Genomic DNA, 15,225 nt, shown 5'->3' on the forward strand with positions numbered 1-15,225 from the left:
TCGGTTAACAGGCTATACTTGAGGAATAAGGTGATAATATGCTATCAAGTTTACAAAGTGGCATAGCTATCGAGCGGATAGCTACAACTTGTTATAGTATAATTGACGAAGAAGGTGTTGATTCGTACACCTTACGAAACGCTTCCTTTATTCGTTTAAGATGAAACTTTTTTGCAGCATGATTCGTATAGTACAAGAGAGTAAGTAATAGGGGGTATAGATATGTCTAATAACGAATACCAATCAAAGGACCCATTCGCTTCAGAAAATCCTTTATTTCAGCAGCAACCACAACCAAATCCAGTGATCCAGCAACCACAGGAAAATCCCTTGATGCAGTCAGAGCCACAGCAGCCACCAGTGCTTGTATCAGAGCAGGAACTGTCGCAAATTGCACAAAACCAGCTACGCTTAAAGCAAGACCCAGAGGTACATGCGCTTGCACAAAAAATTGATGTCAAAGACCAAATTGCTATGCTGGAGCTTGGGAAGGAAACCGCAAATGGTATTTCCACTTTTTCCGATAAAATGCTTGCGACGATGAAAGCGAGTAAGCTTGAAGAATCAAGTGTTTTACTGAATAACTTGAATAAAATTATGGATAAATTTGATCCCCAAGATTTTTCAGAGGAGAAAAAGGGCGGCTTTTTAACAAGGCTCTTTAATAAAGGCAAAGAGCAATTGGAGAGATTTTTAGCCAAATACGATAGCATGAACAAAGAAGTGGATGTTATTTATCGTGAAATTCAAAAATACGAAGGCGAAATGAAGCGAAATACAGTAGACCTTGAAAATTTATATGACCAAAATTTAAACTACTTCCAATCATTAAGCAAGTTTGTAGCAGCGATTGAAGTAAAAATAGATGAGGTTCGCGCATCATTGCCGGCACTTGAGCAAAAGGCACAAACTGGCGATCAGCTAGCAGCAATGGAATATGAAACAATGCTACGCGCTGTGGAATTATTAGAGCAGCGCCGCTATGATTTAGAAATGGCACAGCAGGTATCCTTCCAATCCGCTCCGCAAATTCGTTTAATGCAGCAGGGGAATAACCATTTAATTGCAAAAATTAACTCTGCCTTTGTAACGACGATTCCAATCTTTAAGCAGGGCTTGATTCATGCGGTTACATTAAGACGTCAAAAGCTTATTTCTGATTCCATGAAAGAGTTGGATGACCGTACAAATGAGATGCTTGTACGCAATGCTGAAAATATTAGTAGAAACAGCGTCAATATTGCTCGCCAAGCAGGTAGCCCAAGCATTAAAATCGAAACGATTGAAACAACATGGCAAACGATTATGGCTGGTATTCAGGAAACGAAGCAAATTCAAGCAGAAACAGTTAGAAATCGCGAAGAAGGACGTAAACGCATTGAGCGTTTGCAATTAGAGTACGAAAAACTAAAAAAAATGTAAAAATAGGACTGTTGAGGAAATCATTACTTTCTCAGCAGTCTTTTTTATTTTGCTTCTTATATCGAAAGCATAGAGAAGGTTTCTACTCAACAGGTGTCATGGATTTTGAAGGGGCATTTTCGAAAAAATTCAGACGCAATTGATCTTTTGACAAAAGAATCATGAATGATTATGATAAAATTAAATGAGAATGATTATCATATGAAAAAGGAAGCGAACCAATGATAGACAAAGCAACACGATTACAGAAAATTGTTTGTGGGGGCGTGAAGAAGTGATGGGCAATAAAATAGAACCCTCTACATTGTTATATGAGCCTTTGAAGGATGGAACGCTTGCCCTTCATACAGCGGAAGCTTTAATGCTTGTCCCAAACAATCGTTATCTCCAATTATTGCATATCGAAGAGCTGTACAATGCTATGCATACAGATTTAGATAAAAAGCACAATGGGTTAGAGCAAGAACGAAAAGCGCTCAAAAAGCACAATACACAGCTAATGGAGGAAACACAAAAATTAAAACAGCAAAACACTATCCTGCAGAAAAAAGTAACAGAATATAATTGCATGGTAGATGAGATGAAGGTGCTGCGTCAGCAAAATGCAGAGCTGCTTATTGAATTAAGCAAATATACAACTTTATCACAGGAAGCACTGACAGGTCCCTTAAAATCAATGATTCGTGATATGCGTGAGCAGGGTGTAGGCATTAAAGAAATTCATATTCGCATTAAGCGTCAAATCAATCCACATATTAGCTATAGTACAGTGCGCAAATATATTGCAGAGCTAGAATCTGAATAACGTAGGCAAGAACATTTACAGTTGCTACGCAAAGTCCTATAATGAGTCTATTCTTTAGCTAGTTTACTATTATACAAAGAGTAGGAGCGTTAATGGCAATGTCAAATGGGAAAAAGGGAGTTTTGGCAGCATTTTTAGCCTATATGATTTGGGGAGTTTTCCCGCTGTACTGGAAGCTATTAGAGCATGTGCCAAGCATGGAGATTTTATTATCTCGCGTGATTTGGTCCTTTGTTTTTACGGTGCTTGCGGTGAGCATATTTCGCATGCGTAAGGAGCTGCTGGCAGATTTAAAGTATTTATGGTCACATCAAAAGCATTTTTGGCAGCTTGCGGGTGCGTCCTTTGTTATTTCAATGAACTGGTATTTATATATTTGGGCTGTGACACATGATCATGTGATTGAAACAAGCTTAGGCTATTATATTAATCCACTGTTGTCTGTGATTTTTGGTGTTATTTTCTTTAAGGAATCGTTAAGCCATGTCCAATGGATTGCTACGGCAATAGCCTTTATTGGGGTGCTAATTTTAACGATCAATTACGGCTCTATGCCTTGGGTAGCACTATTAATTGCTGTATCGTTCGCTATTTATGGCGTGCTAAAAAAGAAAATTACGCTTGATGCGACAAGAGGCTTAGCCATTGAAACATTATTGATTTTGCCATTTGCCTTAGGTTATTATGCGTATTTATTTACAACACAGCAAGCTTCATTTTTACATATTGATGTTAAAACAGATATGTTGATGATTGTAAGTGGTATCGTTACAGCAGTTCCTTTAGTTTTATTTGCTAAAGGCGCACAAAATATTCCATTATATTTATTAGGCTTTATTCAATATATGACACCAACGATTGTATTAATTTTAGGCGTGATGCTGTACAAGGAGCCATTTAGTCAGGTAGAGCTTCTGGCTTTTAGCATTATTTGGGTAGCCTTACTACTATTCTCAGGCTCCAAAATTATAGAAACAAGAAAAGCCCATCATAAATCCGTTTCATAAAAGACTTGTAGATTTTTCTACAGGTCTTTTTTCTAAAATCTTAAAGCCCATATTGGAAGTTGAAGCAAGCTGACACCTTTACTTTCATGTCAGCATATAGTAAAATGTCAATAATTAGATAACAATGATGAATTAATGAGAGGTGCTTTTTGTGAGTGCGGTAGGTTCTAACTAGGTAAAAATTGAATGAAATAGTGGCGATGACGACAGCAGGGGATATATGTTATGAACACCCCTTATTTTGTCATGGACCTATTTCAACAACCTATGTAGATACCTACAATACTTTATTAAGCGTGGCATACAGGATAGAAACTTTAATTAGCTGAAGTTTTATTTGTGATGTCAGGAAAACGCGCCTTTTAAAGATAGAGCTGTGGGGATTCCTCGCAGCTTTTTTATTTTGTTTAAACTATCATTGCTATCTATTATTGGGTAGGTATCTTCATGTATGATAAAACATTACAATGAGGAGCAAAAAGAAATGAATAATACTACACTTGAAAAATTACAATATCATGAATTAAAGGACATCGTTAAATCCTACTGTGTCAGCGGATTAGGAAAACAGCTTTTAGATAAATTAATGCCAAGCTCAAGCTTAGCAGTGGTAAAAAATCGGTTGAATGAAACAACAGAAGCTCGTGCCATATTGGATGCAGAGGGGCATGTTCCGTTTTTAGGGGTATCAAATATTGAGCATATTATGACGAAGCTTGAAAAGGGCATGATACTAGACCCAAGTGAGCTAGTTAGCATGTCAGACTTTTTACGAGGCTGCCGCAACATCAAAAAATTTATGCTGGATAAGGCATTTTTTGCGCCTGTTCTTTCCACTTACGCTCATTCTATGGCTGAATTGACAAGCGTGGAGGAGGAGATTAATTTTGCGATCAAAGCCAATCGTGTAGATTCGGCTGCTAGTCGTGAATTAAAACGTATTCGTCATCATATGGAAACGACAGAGGAAAAAATAAAAGAACGCTTAACGAAATTTTTAAATAACAGTGCCAATAAACCGTATATTCAGGAATTTTTTATTAGTCAAAAGGATGATCGCTATACGATTCCGATTAAGGCGACCTATAAAAATCATGTACAGGGAACGGTCGTTGAAATTTCCTCAAAAGGGGCAACCGTTTTTATGGAGCCAAGTGTTGTCGCTAAATTAAATGTAGAATTAGCTACCTTGAAGGCTGAGGAAGCGGTGGAGGAATATCAGATTTTAGCGACTTTATCAGGTCTTTTAATGGAGCATCTGAAAGCTATCCATATTAACATGGAGTTGATCAGTCAATACGATATGGTTTTTGCCAAAGCGAAGTTCAGTAGACAAATTGGTGGCATGGAGCCGCGTTTAAATGATTATGGCTATATCAACATAGTGAATGGCAAGCATCCATTATTACCGGGAAATGCTGTGCCCCTTCAGTTTACTATTGGTGAAAACTACCGTAGCTTAATTATTACAGGGCCGAATGCTGGTGGGAAAACGGTCGTATTAAAAACAATTGGCTTACTAGCATTAGCTACGATGTCAGGCTTTCATATCGCGGCGGATGAAGGAACGGAAATGGCTGTATTCGACCATATCTTTGTAGATATTGGCGACAATCAAAGTATAGAGAATGCACTTAGTACGTTTTCTTCTCATATGAAAAATCTTTCTGATATTATGAGAGCTGCTAATAATCATACACTCTTACTGTTTGATGAAATTGGCAGTGGAACAGAGCCGAATGAAGGGGCAGCACTGGCAATTGCGATACTAGAGGAATTTTATCAGATGGGCTGTATAACCGTTGCAACAACACATTATGGCGAAATTAAACGATTTTCAGAAATGCATCCTGATTTTATGAATGCGGCAATGCGCTTCCATGCTGAAACACTAGAGCCGTTGTATCAATTAATAATCGGCACGTCTGGAGAAAGCAATGCCCTATGGATTTCTAAAAAAATGAATGTCCGCGAAGCTGTTTTACAAAGAGCAAAGGATTATATCAATAATAAAGAATATCAGCTGACGCTCGTTCATGACAGTAAAATTCGTAAGCCTAAGGCAGAGAAACAAAGCGTGACGGTGACATATACATTTGCCAAAGGGGATCGTGTGAAATTATTGGACTATGATGATGTGGGATTGGTATATGAAGAAATGAATCCGTACAATAATGTCAGCGTATTCTATCAGGGGCAACTACTTGAGGTGAATGTGAAGCGGCTTGCCTTAGAATTACCTGCAACGGAGCTATACCCTGAAGGCTATGATCTAGAAACATTATTTATAGACTATCGAGAGCGTAAGCTTCAGCATGATATCGAACGAGGCTCGAAAAAGGCGTTACGCAAAATCCATCAACAAATAAAGAACGATCGTCAGCCGTAAAAACAAGGGATTGCACAGCCTCGTGCAATCCCTTTCCTCATTAAGTTATGGAATCAATTTGTGCCTTAATTGTTCGATAGACTTCCTCGATTTTTCGTTTATAGGGTAAATCCACTAAATCCAGTGAATCTGTATAAGCCATTTTTGCAATTTCATAGGCTGTTGTTAGCTCACCAAAATGTGCATAGCAAAGGGCTTTATAGGAAAAGCATTCATTTAAGCTTAAAATATCATAAGGATGGCTAATAAAGCTTGGTATTTTTGTATAATGTTCAAATGCGATCCTTGCTTCCTCATAACGACCGAGTAAGTATAAAGATTTTCCCTTTTCAAAATAAATATAGTTTGGATCAAGCTTGTTAAATTCCTCATGTTTGAGTTGATTAAAACGCTCTACTTCTAAAAGTGCCTGCTCATAATGATGAACATAATTATTGTAATAATGTGCGCGTATGACAAAGATTAACGCATCTACCTCATCCCGCCCAGCAAAAGCACGGTATTGATCAAGCTTCTTCAACATATACTCAGCTTGTTCAAAGTCATGGTCAATCATCGCACAATAGGCTCCAATTCGATACATATCATCGATTTGATAGAATAGCTGGTTTTTATGGGCATTGACAATTGTTTCGTTAATTAACTTTTTACCTGACTCATGCCTACCAATAGCAAGCTGTAGAGTGCTTGTATAATAGGTCATTAATAAGGCATCACGTGAATCAAGCTGATAGCCCTCCTGCTCAATGGTGTCCTTTGCCCGTAACATACAGGAAAAGGCTAATTCATATTGACGCTTTTTCGCTAAAATCGTTATCTCTAGGACAAATGTTTTGAACCAATGGCTGAGTAAATTAATTTCTTTAAAAATAGTGCGCGCCTGCAGAAGCGGGGCCTCCCACCCTGTTAATCCTGCTTCATATTGTGCCTCTGCGTATATATACAATAAGCGACCTGCCTCATAACTTAGTGGTAGCCCCTCCACAGATGGCTTAATCAAATCGACAATTTGCTGCTGATGATTGGCATCACCACGCTTTACTTCTGCAAATAAAATTTCGACCTGCTCTAAAAGCGGGCGAATAGAGGATGGGGTTACTTCCTCCAGCAATTCACTAGCTTTTACACCCAAACGTTCAGCAATATAGTCAAGGCTTTCCATGGAAGGCTTGGCCTTATCATTTTCTATTTGGCTTAGCATTCCTTTTGTTAGACGATCACCGGCAAGTGCCTCTAATGTTAATTTTTGTTCCTTCCTTAATTTGCGAATTCGTGTGCCTAAAGAGTCCACTGCCTCGCCTCCTTTTGTTTAATTATATTAAACTTTTGCTTGCGTGAAAAGGAGGAACTATGGTATATTTTGTTTAATATAATTAAACTTTTTAATTTAGTTAAAAAACGGAGGGATTTAGATGAATGAAGCGGAAAAGTTAAAAAAGGCGACCTATCATTTATGGACGTTCACAGCGAGTAAAATGATTGCCATGTTGGGTGCAAATGTGATGGCATTCGGCTTTAGCCTATATATTTTAGCGATGACTGGGTCGGCGATGAGCTTTGCGACGAATATGATTTGTTCCGTATTACCACGCGCACTTGTGGCACCCTTAGCAGGCTATGTCGCAGATAATTTCTCAAAAAAACGCACGATATTAATAGCGCAGGCGGGCACCATTTTGACAGTAGGAGGATTATTGCTTTATACAGAAACAGTAGGAATGTCCGTTTATGCTATATACATAGCTACTGTTTTTAATACGATTTGTTCAGCCTTTTCTGGTGTTACGTTTTCATCTGCTATTGCCACGCTTGTCAATCCAGAACGATTACAGCGGGCGATGTCATTTAACCAAATGTCAATGTCTGTAGCTGCAATTGGGGGACCAGTTATTGGTGGTATGATGTATGGATTTTTTAATATGGATGTATTTTTAATGGTGAATATGGTAGCCTATGCGATTGCGTTTTGTTTAGAGGCAACAATGGATTTTAACCTCTATAGTACAAGAGGGGAGGATACGAAAAAAGAGAAGATGTGGGAGGGGCTGAAAAGCGGTTTTCATTATATCAAGCAGCGTAACGTCATTAAAACCATTATGTGGGTAGCATTATGGATCAATTTATTCTTTTCTGCCATCGCTGTAGGAGGAACGTACATTATCATTGAATTGCTAAAAGTGAAATCCACACACTTTGGCTTTATTGAAGCGTCGGGTGCATTAGGTATGCTTGTGGCTTCTCTTTATTTCGCAACAAGACCCGAAGTCAAAGTACCATTACGTTTCTCCAAAATCAGCTTATTGTTATTGGCGGGAAGTGTTGGCTTAGCAGTTATTCCATTAGTCACTGATTTTTCCTATGTAGCTATTGTGATCTTTTATTTAATGATTTACTTTATTTTTGCGATTTTTGAAATGGGTATTAATATGCCAATCGGGGTGTATATGCAAAAAATCATTGTAGAAGAGTATCGTGGGCGAGTTTTTGGGCTAATGGAAACAATGGCAATGTCTATGATGCCAATTGGTATGGTTATTTATGGTATATTATATGATGCCATACCAGCGACAATTATTTTACCGATTACAAGCATAATTATCATTTCTATTTCACTTGTGATGCTACGACCAGCCATCTTAGAGGAAGCACATCCAGAATACTATGACAAAGAGGTCATAGCAGAAAGTATTCCTCATTCAACAACAGGCATGCATTGACCTTGCATGCCTGTTATCATTTATTGATCCTCAATGACAATATATGTTGCTTTGATAGGTCCATGGACGCCAACGATAAGAATCATTTCGATATCGGCTGAGTTACTAGGACCCGTAATAAAGTTAATGCATGAGGCAATTTTTTCACCCTTACGCACTTTTTCACTAATCCAGCGTGCAGCCTGTGTCATACGTGGCACAATAGTGCTTTTAGGAATTAAAATAATTGACTTTTCAGGTAAAAAGCTGACGCTTCTACCTCGCTCCTTGCTGCTAAAGAGCACTGCCGTTCCTGATTCTGCTAATGTTATTTCGCTAATGGTAATGCCGATATTGGCTTTTTCAGCTTGTCGAATATTTTCCTCAGGCTGCTGTGCATTCCATTCATAATGCTCAATATTGGCTTGTTGCCACTGTGTTGTCATTAATGCGGATAATCCATAGTCTTGGAATCGTTTATCTTGCCATGTAATAACGGATTGACCACCATAATTGTCGATAACCGCTTGTAAATCCTGTGGAAGCTTCGCTGTATTTGTTATCACAATATCTGTATGAATATTTTTACATTGTTGCACTAAAACCTCCACTAGCTCATCCTTTGTTGCATCTTTTAGCACACGATCTTGGGGCTGGTATTGCCATGTTGGGCGTGGAAGCTCTGCTTGTGGAGAGCGTCCAAGCTGCTTGGCAATATTGGCCAAAAAGGTTTCTCGATTTTGTATTGTGCCTGTCATTCTGACTTACCTCCTTTTGTACGCTGCTTTATCCAATCCCTAAAGCTATCTTTATTTGGTGCAGGGAAATCTCTAGCCTCCGTCCATGCCTTTAAAGGTCCTGGCCCCTTGGAAATCGTGTTATCTTTCGTAAAGGGGGACATAGCTGGAGAAGCCATTTTTGTTGCCATTTTATATAAAGAAGGGGAGGAAGCCCCTAAGCCAAATGCTTTCATTAATAGTTTTTCAGAAACAGGTGCTTTGCCTTCATTTTCTACAATGACTTGTCGATGTCGGTGAATAAGCTGGTGAAGCGGAATTTTCACAGGGCAAGCATCCGTACATGCACCACATAATGTAGAGGCGTATGGTAGCTCCTTAAAATCATCATAGCCGCCTAAAAGTGGGGAAAGTACAACACCTACAGGGCCAGAATAGATAGAGCCATACGTATGCCCACCAACATGACGATAGACAGGGCAAGCATTGACACAGGCAGCACAGCGAATACATTGTAAGATCGGCTGAAACTCCCCGCCTAAAATATTTGAACGCCCATTATCGACAATGACTAAATGGAATTCCTCTGGTCCGTCCGTATCTCCCTCGTCCTTTATCCCTGTTAGCGTTGTAATATAGCTCGTTAGCTTTTGCCCAACAGCACTTCTTGTTAGTAGGCTAACAAGCACCTCCATTTCTTCAAAGGTCGGGACAATTCTTTCCATCCCCATCACCGTAATTTGTGTTTTTGGCAGGGCTGTCACTAAATCGGCATTGCCTTCATTTGTCACAAGGGTAATCGAGCCGCTTTCGGCAATGGCAAAGTTACAGCCTGTAATACCAATATCTGCGGTTAAATATTCATTGCGTAATTTTTCACGTACATAAAGAGCAAGCTCCTCTGGCTTTTCACTTTGCTGATAGCCTTGCTTTTCTTTAAAAACATCCCGAATTTGCTCTTTATTTTTATGCAGGGCAGGTGCAACAATGTGTGATGGTGGCTCATGGTCTGCTACCTGCAAAATATATTCACCAAGGTCTGTTTCAATGACCTCACAGCCAAGCTCCTCCAATGCAGCATTTAAGCTAATTTCCTCTGTTACCATTGATTTTGATTTCACAATTTTAGCGGCTTCTTTCTTTTTCACAATGCCTTGAATATAGTCCGTTGCTTCCTGTGCTGTTTGTGCAAAAAATACATGTCCACCTCGCTTGGACACATTTTCACTTAATTGATATAAATAATAATCGAGATTTTCTAACACATGCTGGCGAATTTCCTCACCATGTGAGCGCCATTCCTCCCAATGTCCAAGCTCCTCTGCCTGTTGTAGGCGGCGTGTTTGAAAGCGTTCCTGAGCACTGGATACAGCACCGCGCATAAATTGATTATCTAGCTCCTTTGTTACACGCTGATTAAAGCGATCATCACTTGTTTTCATTGCCATTATCGATTTCCCCCTTTTATCGGCTATTTAAAACTTCCGCAATATGCATTACTTTAATCGGCTTTCCTTGACGTTGAATACGCCCACCAATATTTAATAAACAGCCCGCATCTGCGCCAATTAAAATATCAGCGCCCGTTTCTTCTACATTGCATACCTTTTCATCAACCATTTCTCCAGAAATATTCCCCATTTTGACCGAGAATGTACCACCAAATCCACAGCACCTCTCCTTGCCGGGCAGCTCCACATACTGTAAGCCTTTAACATGGCTTAATAGTTGAAATGGCGCTTCCTTTACACCAAGTAGGCGGGTCATATGGCAGGATGTATGATAGGTTGCTGTGCCCTCTAACTGTGCACCAACATCCGTTATCTTTAAAACATCCACAATAAACTCTGTCAATTCATAGGTTTTATCTGCTAATGCTTGTGCCTTTGACTGCCAAATAGGGTCATCCTTAAAAACCTCAGGGTACTCTTTAAACATATAGGCACAAGAGCCAGAAGGGGACACAACATACTCAGCATGCTCAAAGGCACTAATCATTTTTTTCATCGCATTTTTAGATTCCTTTACATAGCCGCTGTTATAGGCAGGCTGTCCACAGCAAATTTGATTTTCTGGAAAGTCAATCTCACAGCCAAGTCTTTCTAATACTTCAACAGTTGCTTTGCCTACCTCTCCTTGAAACATATCTACTAAACAGGTTGCAAACAGTGTTACTTTCATTTTTATCGCTCCTTTTACATAATCAACTGGTCATCTGATGACTCACGAAACAAATATATTGTTTTTATAATACTACAACTATTCAGAAGAATAAAAGAGATTCATAAAAATTTTTAAAAAGCTGCCCTGTTATCAAGGCAGCTTTGGTGATTGCATAGATTCTGTTGTTTTAAAATATTGCAGCAACACTTTCTCGACATTGCTTAAATGGGAGGTCATTGCATGCTTGGCTAGCTCCTCATTTTGCTGTTTAATGGCAAGGAAAATTTGCATATGCTCATCATACAATTTTTCACTTGTCGTTTTTTTGGAATAGAGCCAAATACGGCGCGTTTCCTTCATTGTTTCCAGCATCAGCCCTGACACTTGATCGAGAATCATTGTCAGCAGAGGGTTTTGAGAGGCAGCAGAAATCGCAGCATGAAATTGAAAGTCAACCTTTTCACCTAATTCACCATCACCTTGCACACGTTGCATTTCTTCAAGTATTTGCGCCATCTTTTGAATATCCGCGTCCGTGCGATGTATGGCTGCGCTTGCGGCTGCACCAACCTCAATAATTTTACGAACCTCCAATAGATGAGAAACATCCTGCTTATTCGTTAAAATAGCCGTAGAAAGGGGGAAATCAAGCTGGCTGGATGTGACGCTTTTAACAAATGTCCCTGAGCCTTGTTTGATTTCAATAAGTCCCATTGCTTTTAAGGCGGAGAGCGCTTCACGTACTGCGGACCTGCTCACTTGTAATTGTTCGGCTAGCTGTTCCACGGAGTCAAGTCGATCCCCAGGCTGTAATAGCCCAGCTCTAATTTTCTCGTGGAGGATTTCGGACACTTCTTCATATATTTTCTTTGGCTTTATTTTTCGTAATTCCATGGAACAACACCCCTTAGCTCTCTATGTTTACATAATGATTATATGTATTATACATGAAGAAAGGCGTATTAGGGTGCTATTGGAGATTTTGAACGTTTTATCCGTCAGATTATAGGTTCAATCCGTCTATTTCAGGAGTTTATCCGTCACACTTGCCACGCTATCCGTCAAGTCAAGTATCCTATCCACCACATAGTTGTCGAATTTTGATGTTTCGAAAAATATATTGAATTTTAAGAATATAGTTAATATAATCATAGCATACGGTCATCTGATGACCTAATATCCTGCTGATTAATCGAGGGCAGGCAATATGAAAGGTTTATTGCAATAGCATTTGAACGGTGGCGCATTTCTAATAAAAGGGCGATGCTTCTACAAAATAAGGATGAAATCGACATTGCAAGAAATGTGACGAATCGCAAAGGGGTGGACAATACTTAAATGCATTTTTGTAGGGAAGATTTTAGGAGAAATAAAATATGGGGGGATATCATGTGATTTTTACACAAGATTTTACAGCTGTTGGAGGAAGCTTGGCTTGGTCAGCAGTGGTGGCTATTGTGCCGATTCTTTATTTCTTTTGGGCGTTAGCCATTAAAAAGATGAAGGGTTACATGGCGGGGCTAACAACGCTTCTTGTATCATTAGTATTGGCGATTTTTGCCTTTAAAGTGCCTGCTGCAACAGCCGTTATGTCTGCTACACAGGGCGCAGTTTATGGACTGATTCCAATTGGATGGATTATTATCACATCTGTTTTTTTATATAATCTTACGGTAAAAACAGGGAAATTTAATATTATTCGGCACTCCGTATTATCCATTACAGAGGATCGACGTATTCAAGCATTGCTTGTGGCATTTTCATTCGGTGCATTTTTAGAGGGAGCGGCGGGCTTTGGTGCACCTGTTGCTATCTCAGCCGCGCTATTAGTGGGATTAGGCTTTAATCCACTGTATGCTGCTGGGCTTTGCCTGATTGCGAATACAGCTCCTGTGGCATTTGGAGCAATTGGTGTACCGATCACTGCGATGGAGGGGCCAACAGGTATATCTGCATTGGAAATTTCAAAAATGGTTGGACGTCAATTACCATTTTTAGCGGTGTTTATTCCATTCTTTTTAGTTTTTATTATGGTAGGGTTTAAAAAGGCCTGGGAGGTTATGCCTGCTATTTTAGTGTCAGGGATTTCCTTTGCGGTGACACAATATTTAAGCTCCAACTTCCTTGGACCTGAATTACCAGATGTATTATCGGCTTTAGTATCTTTATTTGCATTAGCAATTTTTATGAAGTTTTGGCAACCAAAAACGATTTACCGCTTTGCATCAGAGCGCGAGGCAGCGACTACAGCATTCAAAACCGAATCGTATAGCGGGGCAGCGATTGTAAAGGCTTGGTCACCATTCATTATTTTAACGCTCTTTATTTCCTTCTGGGGAATTCCAGCAATCAAAAGCGCCTTAATAGGTCATTATGAAGGTGCTAATAGTTTATTGAAAGGTGTCAATACGTTAGGACAAGCACTAACATTTATGCCAGAAGTACCTTTTTTACATAATCAAGTATTAAATGGTACAACAGGTGAGCCAATTGCAGCAGTATATAAGCTCGAATTACTAGGGGCAGCGGGTACAGCTATTTTATTAGCAGCGATCGTGACAAAATTTATGTTACAAATTTCGTGGCGCGACTGGAGCAAAACATTTGTGGAAACCGTGAATGAAATTAAATTCCCGCTGCTTACCATTTGCTGTGTTGTTGGCTATGCTTATGTGACAAATACAGCAGGTATGATGACAACACTTGCCTTAGTGCTAGCAAAAACAGGCGCACTATTCCCATTTTTCTCGCCTGTGCTTGGATGGCTTGGGGTATTTATTACAGGCTCGGATACATCCTCCAATGTATTATTTGCCAAGCTGCAGCAGGTAACAGCAGAATCCATTGGTATGGACCCTGTGCTGGCGCTTGCCGCAAACTCATCGGGTGGGGTGACAGGGAAAATGATTTCACCACAATCGATTGCAGTAGCTGCGGCAGCCGTTGGACTTGTAGGCAGAGAATCAGAATTGCTGCGCTTTGCCGTGAAATATAGTATTTTGCTACTGCTATTTATTTGTATTTTGACATACCTACAAAGCAATGTTTTAGCTTGGATGATTCCATAAAAAGTAAGGTGAAAGGATGGAAACGGTTAACGTTCGCCATCCTTTTTATTGATGGAGTATTGACAGAAAATCTGAAGGAGCGCATAATGCAGAAAGAAAACTTGTTTGGCAGGGATTTCTTATAAATCTCATGATTTTGCCATGAAACGTTCACAGGCAGGAAGGGCGCATTTTATAGTGTTTTTTGGTACGATGGATGCAGTAACTGTAAGGAGCGATTTCAACATATGGGGTCTGATATTAACGTATTTTTAGCTTTTGGTGCAGGCTTTTTAAGCTTTATTTCACCTTGTACGCTTCCCTTGTATCCAGTATTTTTATCGTACATAACGGGAATGACATTAGATGAGCTAAAATCGGAAAAGGGTATGTTACAAAAACGTGCTATTTTCCACACACTATTCTTTTTACTAGGATTTTCAATTATTTTTATTGTAATTGGGGTGGGCGCATCTTTATTCGCCAACTTTTTCCATAATTATCAAACATTATTACGCCAGGTTGGCGCTATTTTAATTGTTGTATTTGGGTTAATGATTGTGGGACTATTACAAATTGACTTTTTAATGAAGGATCATAAAATCCAATTTAAAAATAGACCATCTGGCTATTTCGGGTCGGTATTAATTGGTATTGCTTTTGCAGCAGGGTGGACACCGTGTACAGGTCCAATTTTAATGTCGATTACAATGCTAGCTGGCACAAACCCAGGTGCAGGCTTTAGCTATATGCTTGCCTATTATTTAGGCTTTGCGATACCGTTCTTCGTGCTATCCTTCTTTATTGCACGTCTAACATGGATTCGCACACATAGCCAAAAAATTGTGAAAATCGGCGGTTATATTATGATTGCTGTAGGGATTTTATTGTTCTTTGATGGATTAACGTATATTACACGTATATTAGAGCCTATTTTCGGTGGATTTACAGGCTTTTAA

General features: G+C 39.4%; 12 protein-coding genes. 7 read left to right on the plus strand and 5 right to left on the minus strand.

Translation table 11 applies throughout. The features are described 5' to 3' along the window. Nucleotides 1-222 precede the first annotated feature (222 nt). The 4 genes from ACIQVU_RS10660 to ACIQVU_RS10675 all read left to right on the plus strand — a co-directional run bounded on the left by ACIQVU_RS10660 (nt 223) and on the right by ACIQVU_RS10675 (nt 5,623). Nucleotides 223-1,422, plus strand: a complete 1,200-nt coding sequence (locus ACIQVU_RS10660) for a toxic anion resistance protein (RefSeq protein ID WP_340805376.1) — start codon at nt 223-225, stop codon at nt 1,420-1,422. Between the two features lie 277 nt (nt 1,423-1,699). Continuing rightward, nucleotides 1,700-2,227: a hypothetical protein gene (locus ACIQVU_RS10665; protein ID WP_340808558.1), complete on the plus strand. Its 528-nt coding sequence runs from the start codon at nt 1,700-1,702 to the stop codon at nt 2,225-2,227. A 98-nt stretch (nt 2,228-2,325) separates the two neighbouring features. Continuing rightward, nucleotides 2,326-3,234: an EamA family transporter RarD gene (gene rarD, locus ACIQVU_RS10670; RefSeq protein WP_340805377.1), complete on the plus strand. Its 909-nt coding sequence runs from the start codon at nt 2,326-2,328 to the stop codon at nt 3,232-3,234. Nucleotides 3,235-3,718: 484 nt separating this feature from the next. Beyond that, nucleotides 3,719-5,623, plus strand: coding sequence for an endonuclease MutS2 (locus tag ACIQVU_RS10675; protein WP_340805378.1), 1,905 nt, complete (start codon nt 3,719-3,721; stop codon nt 5,621-5,623). A 40-nt stretch (nt 5,624-5,663) separates the two neighbouring features. Here ACIQVU_RS10675 and ACIQVU_RS10680 read toward each other — a convergent pair whose 3' ends face one another. Next, nucleotides 5,664-6,914, minus strand: coding sequence for a helix-turn-helix domain-containing protein (locus ACIQVU_RS10680; protein WP_340805379.1), 1,251 nt, complete (start codon nt 6,912-6,914; stop codon nt 5,664-5,666). Between the two features lie 121 nt (nt 6,915-7,035). Here ACIQVU_RS10680 and ACIQVU_RS10685 point away from each other — a divergent pair, with 121 nt between their 5' ends. Next, nucleotides 7,036-8,340, plus strand: a complete 1,305-nt coding sequence (locus ACIQVU_RS10685) for an MFS transporter (RefSeq protein WP_340805380.1) — start codon at nt 7,036-7,038, stop codon at nt 8,338-8,340. Nucleotides 8,341-8,360: 20 nt separating this feature from the next. Here ACIQVU_RS10685 and ACIQVU_RS10690 read toward each other — a convergent pair whose 3' ends face one another. From ACIQVU_RS10690 to ACIQVU_RS10705, 4 genes are all read right to left on the minus strand, one after another. After that, on the minus strand, nt 8,361-9,077 hold the full coding sequence (locus tag ACIQVU_RS10690; protein ID WP_340805381.1) for a LutC/YkgG family protein: 717 nt from the start codon (nt 9,075-9,077) through the stop codon (nt 8,361-8,363). Beyond that, entirely contained in the window at nt 9,074-10,504 is a 1,431-nt protein-coding gene (locus ACIQVU_RS10695) for a LutB/LldF family L-lactate oxidation iron-sulfur protein (protein WP_340805382.1), read from the minus strand. The genes ACIQVU_RS10690 and ACIQVU_RS10695 overlap by 4 nt, the downstream gene beginning before the upstream one ends. Before the next feature lie 16 nt (nt 10,505-10,520). Next, on the minus strand, nt 10,521-11,237 hold the full coding sequence (locus tag ACIQVU_RS10700) for a (Fe-S)-binding protein (protein WP_340805383.1): 717 nt from the start codon (nt 11,235-11,237) through the stop codon (nt 10,521-10,523). A 132-nt stretch (nt 11,238-11,369) separates the two neighbouring features. Next, nucleotides 11,370-12,113, minus strand: a complete 744-nt coding sequence (locus ACIQVU_RS10705; RefSeq protein WP_340805384.1) for a FadR/GntR family transcriptional regulator — start codon at nt 12,111-12,113, stop codon at nt 11,370-11,372. 482 nt (nt 12,114-12,595) lie between these two features. Here ACIQVU_RS10705 and ACIQVU_RS10710 point away from each other — a divergent pair, with 482 nt between their 5' ends. Continuing rightward, nucleotides 12,596-14,287, plus strand: a complete 1,692-nt coding sequence (locus tag ACIQVU_RS10710; RefSeq protein ID WP_340805385.1) for an L-lactate permease — start codon at nt 12,596-12,598, stop codon at nt 14,285-14,287. Between the two features lie 227 nt (nt 14,288-14,514). Next, the gene (locus tag ACIQVU_RS10715) at nt 14,515-15,225 is read left to right on the plus strand and encodes a cytochrome c biogenesis CcdA family protein (protein WP_340805386.1); all 711 of its coding nucleotides are present in this window, start codon (nt 14,515-14,517) and stop codon (nt 15,223-15,225) included.

Source organism: Lysinibacillus sp. NPDC098008 (assembly GCF_044760715.1).
In the GTDB taxonomy this organism is placed as follows: Bacteria; Bacillota; Bacilli; order Bacillales_A; family Planococcaceae; genus Lysinibacillus.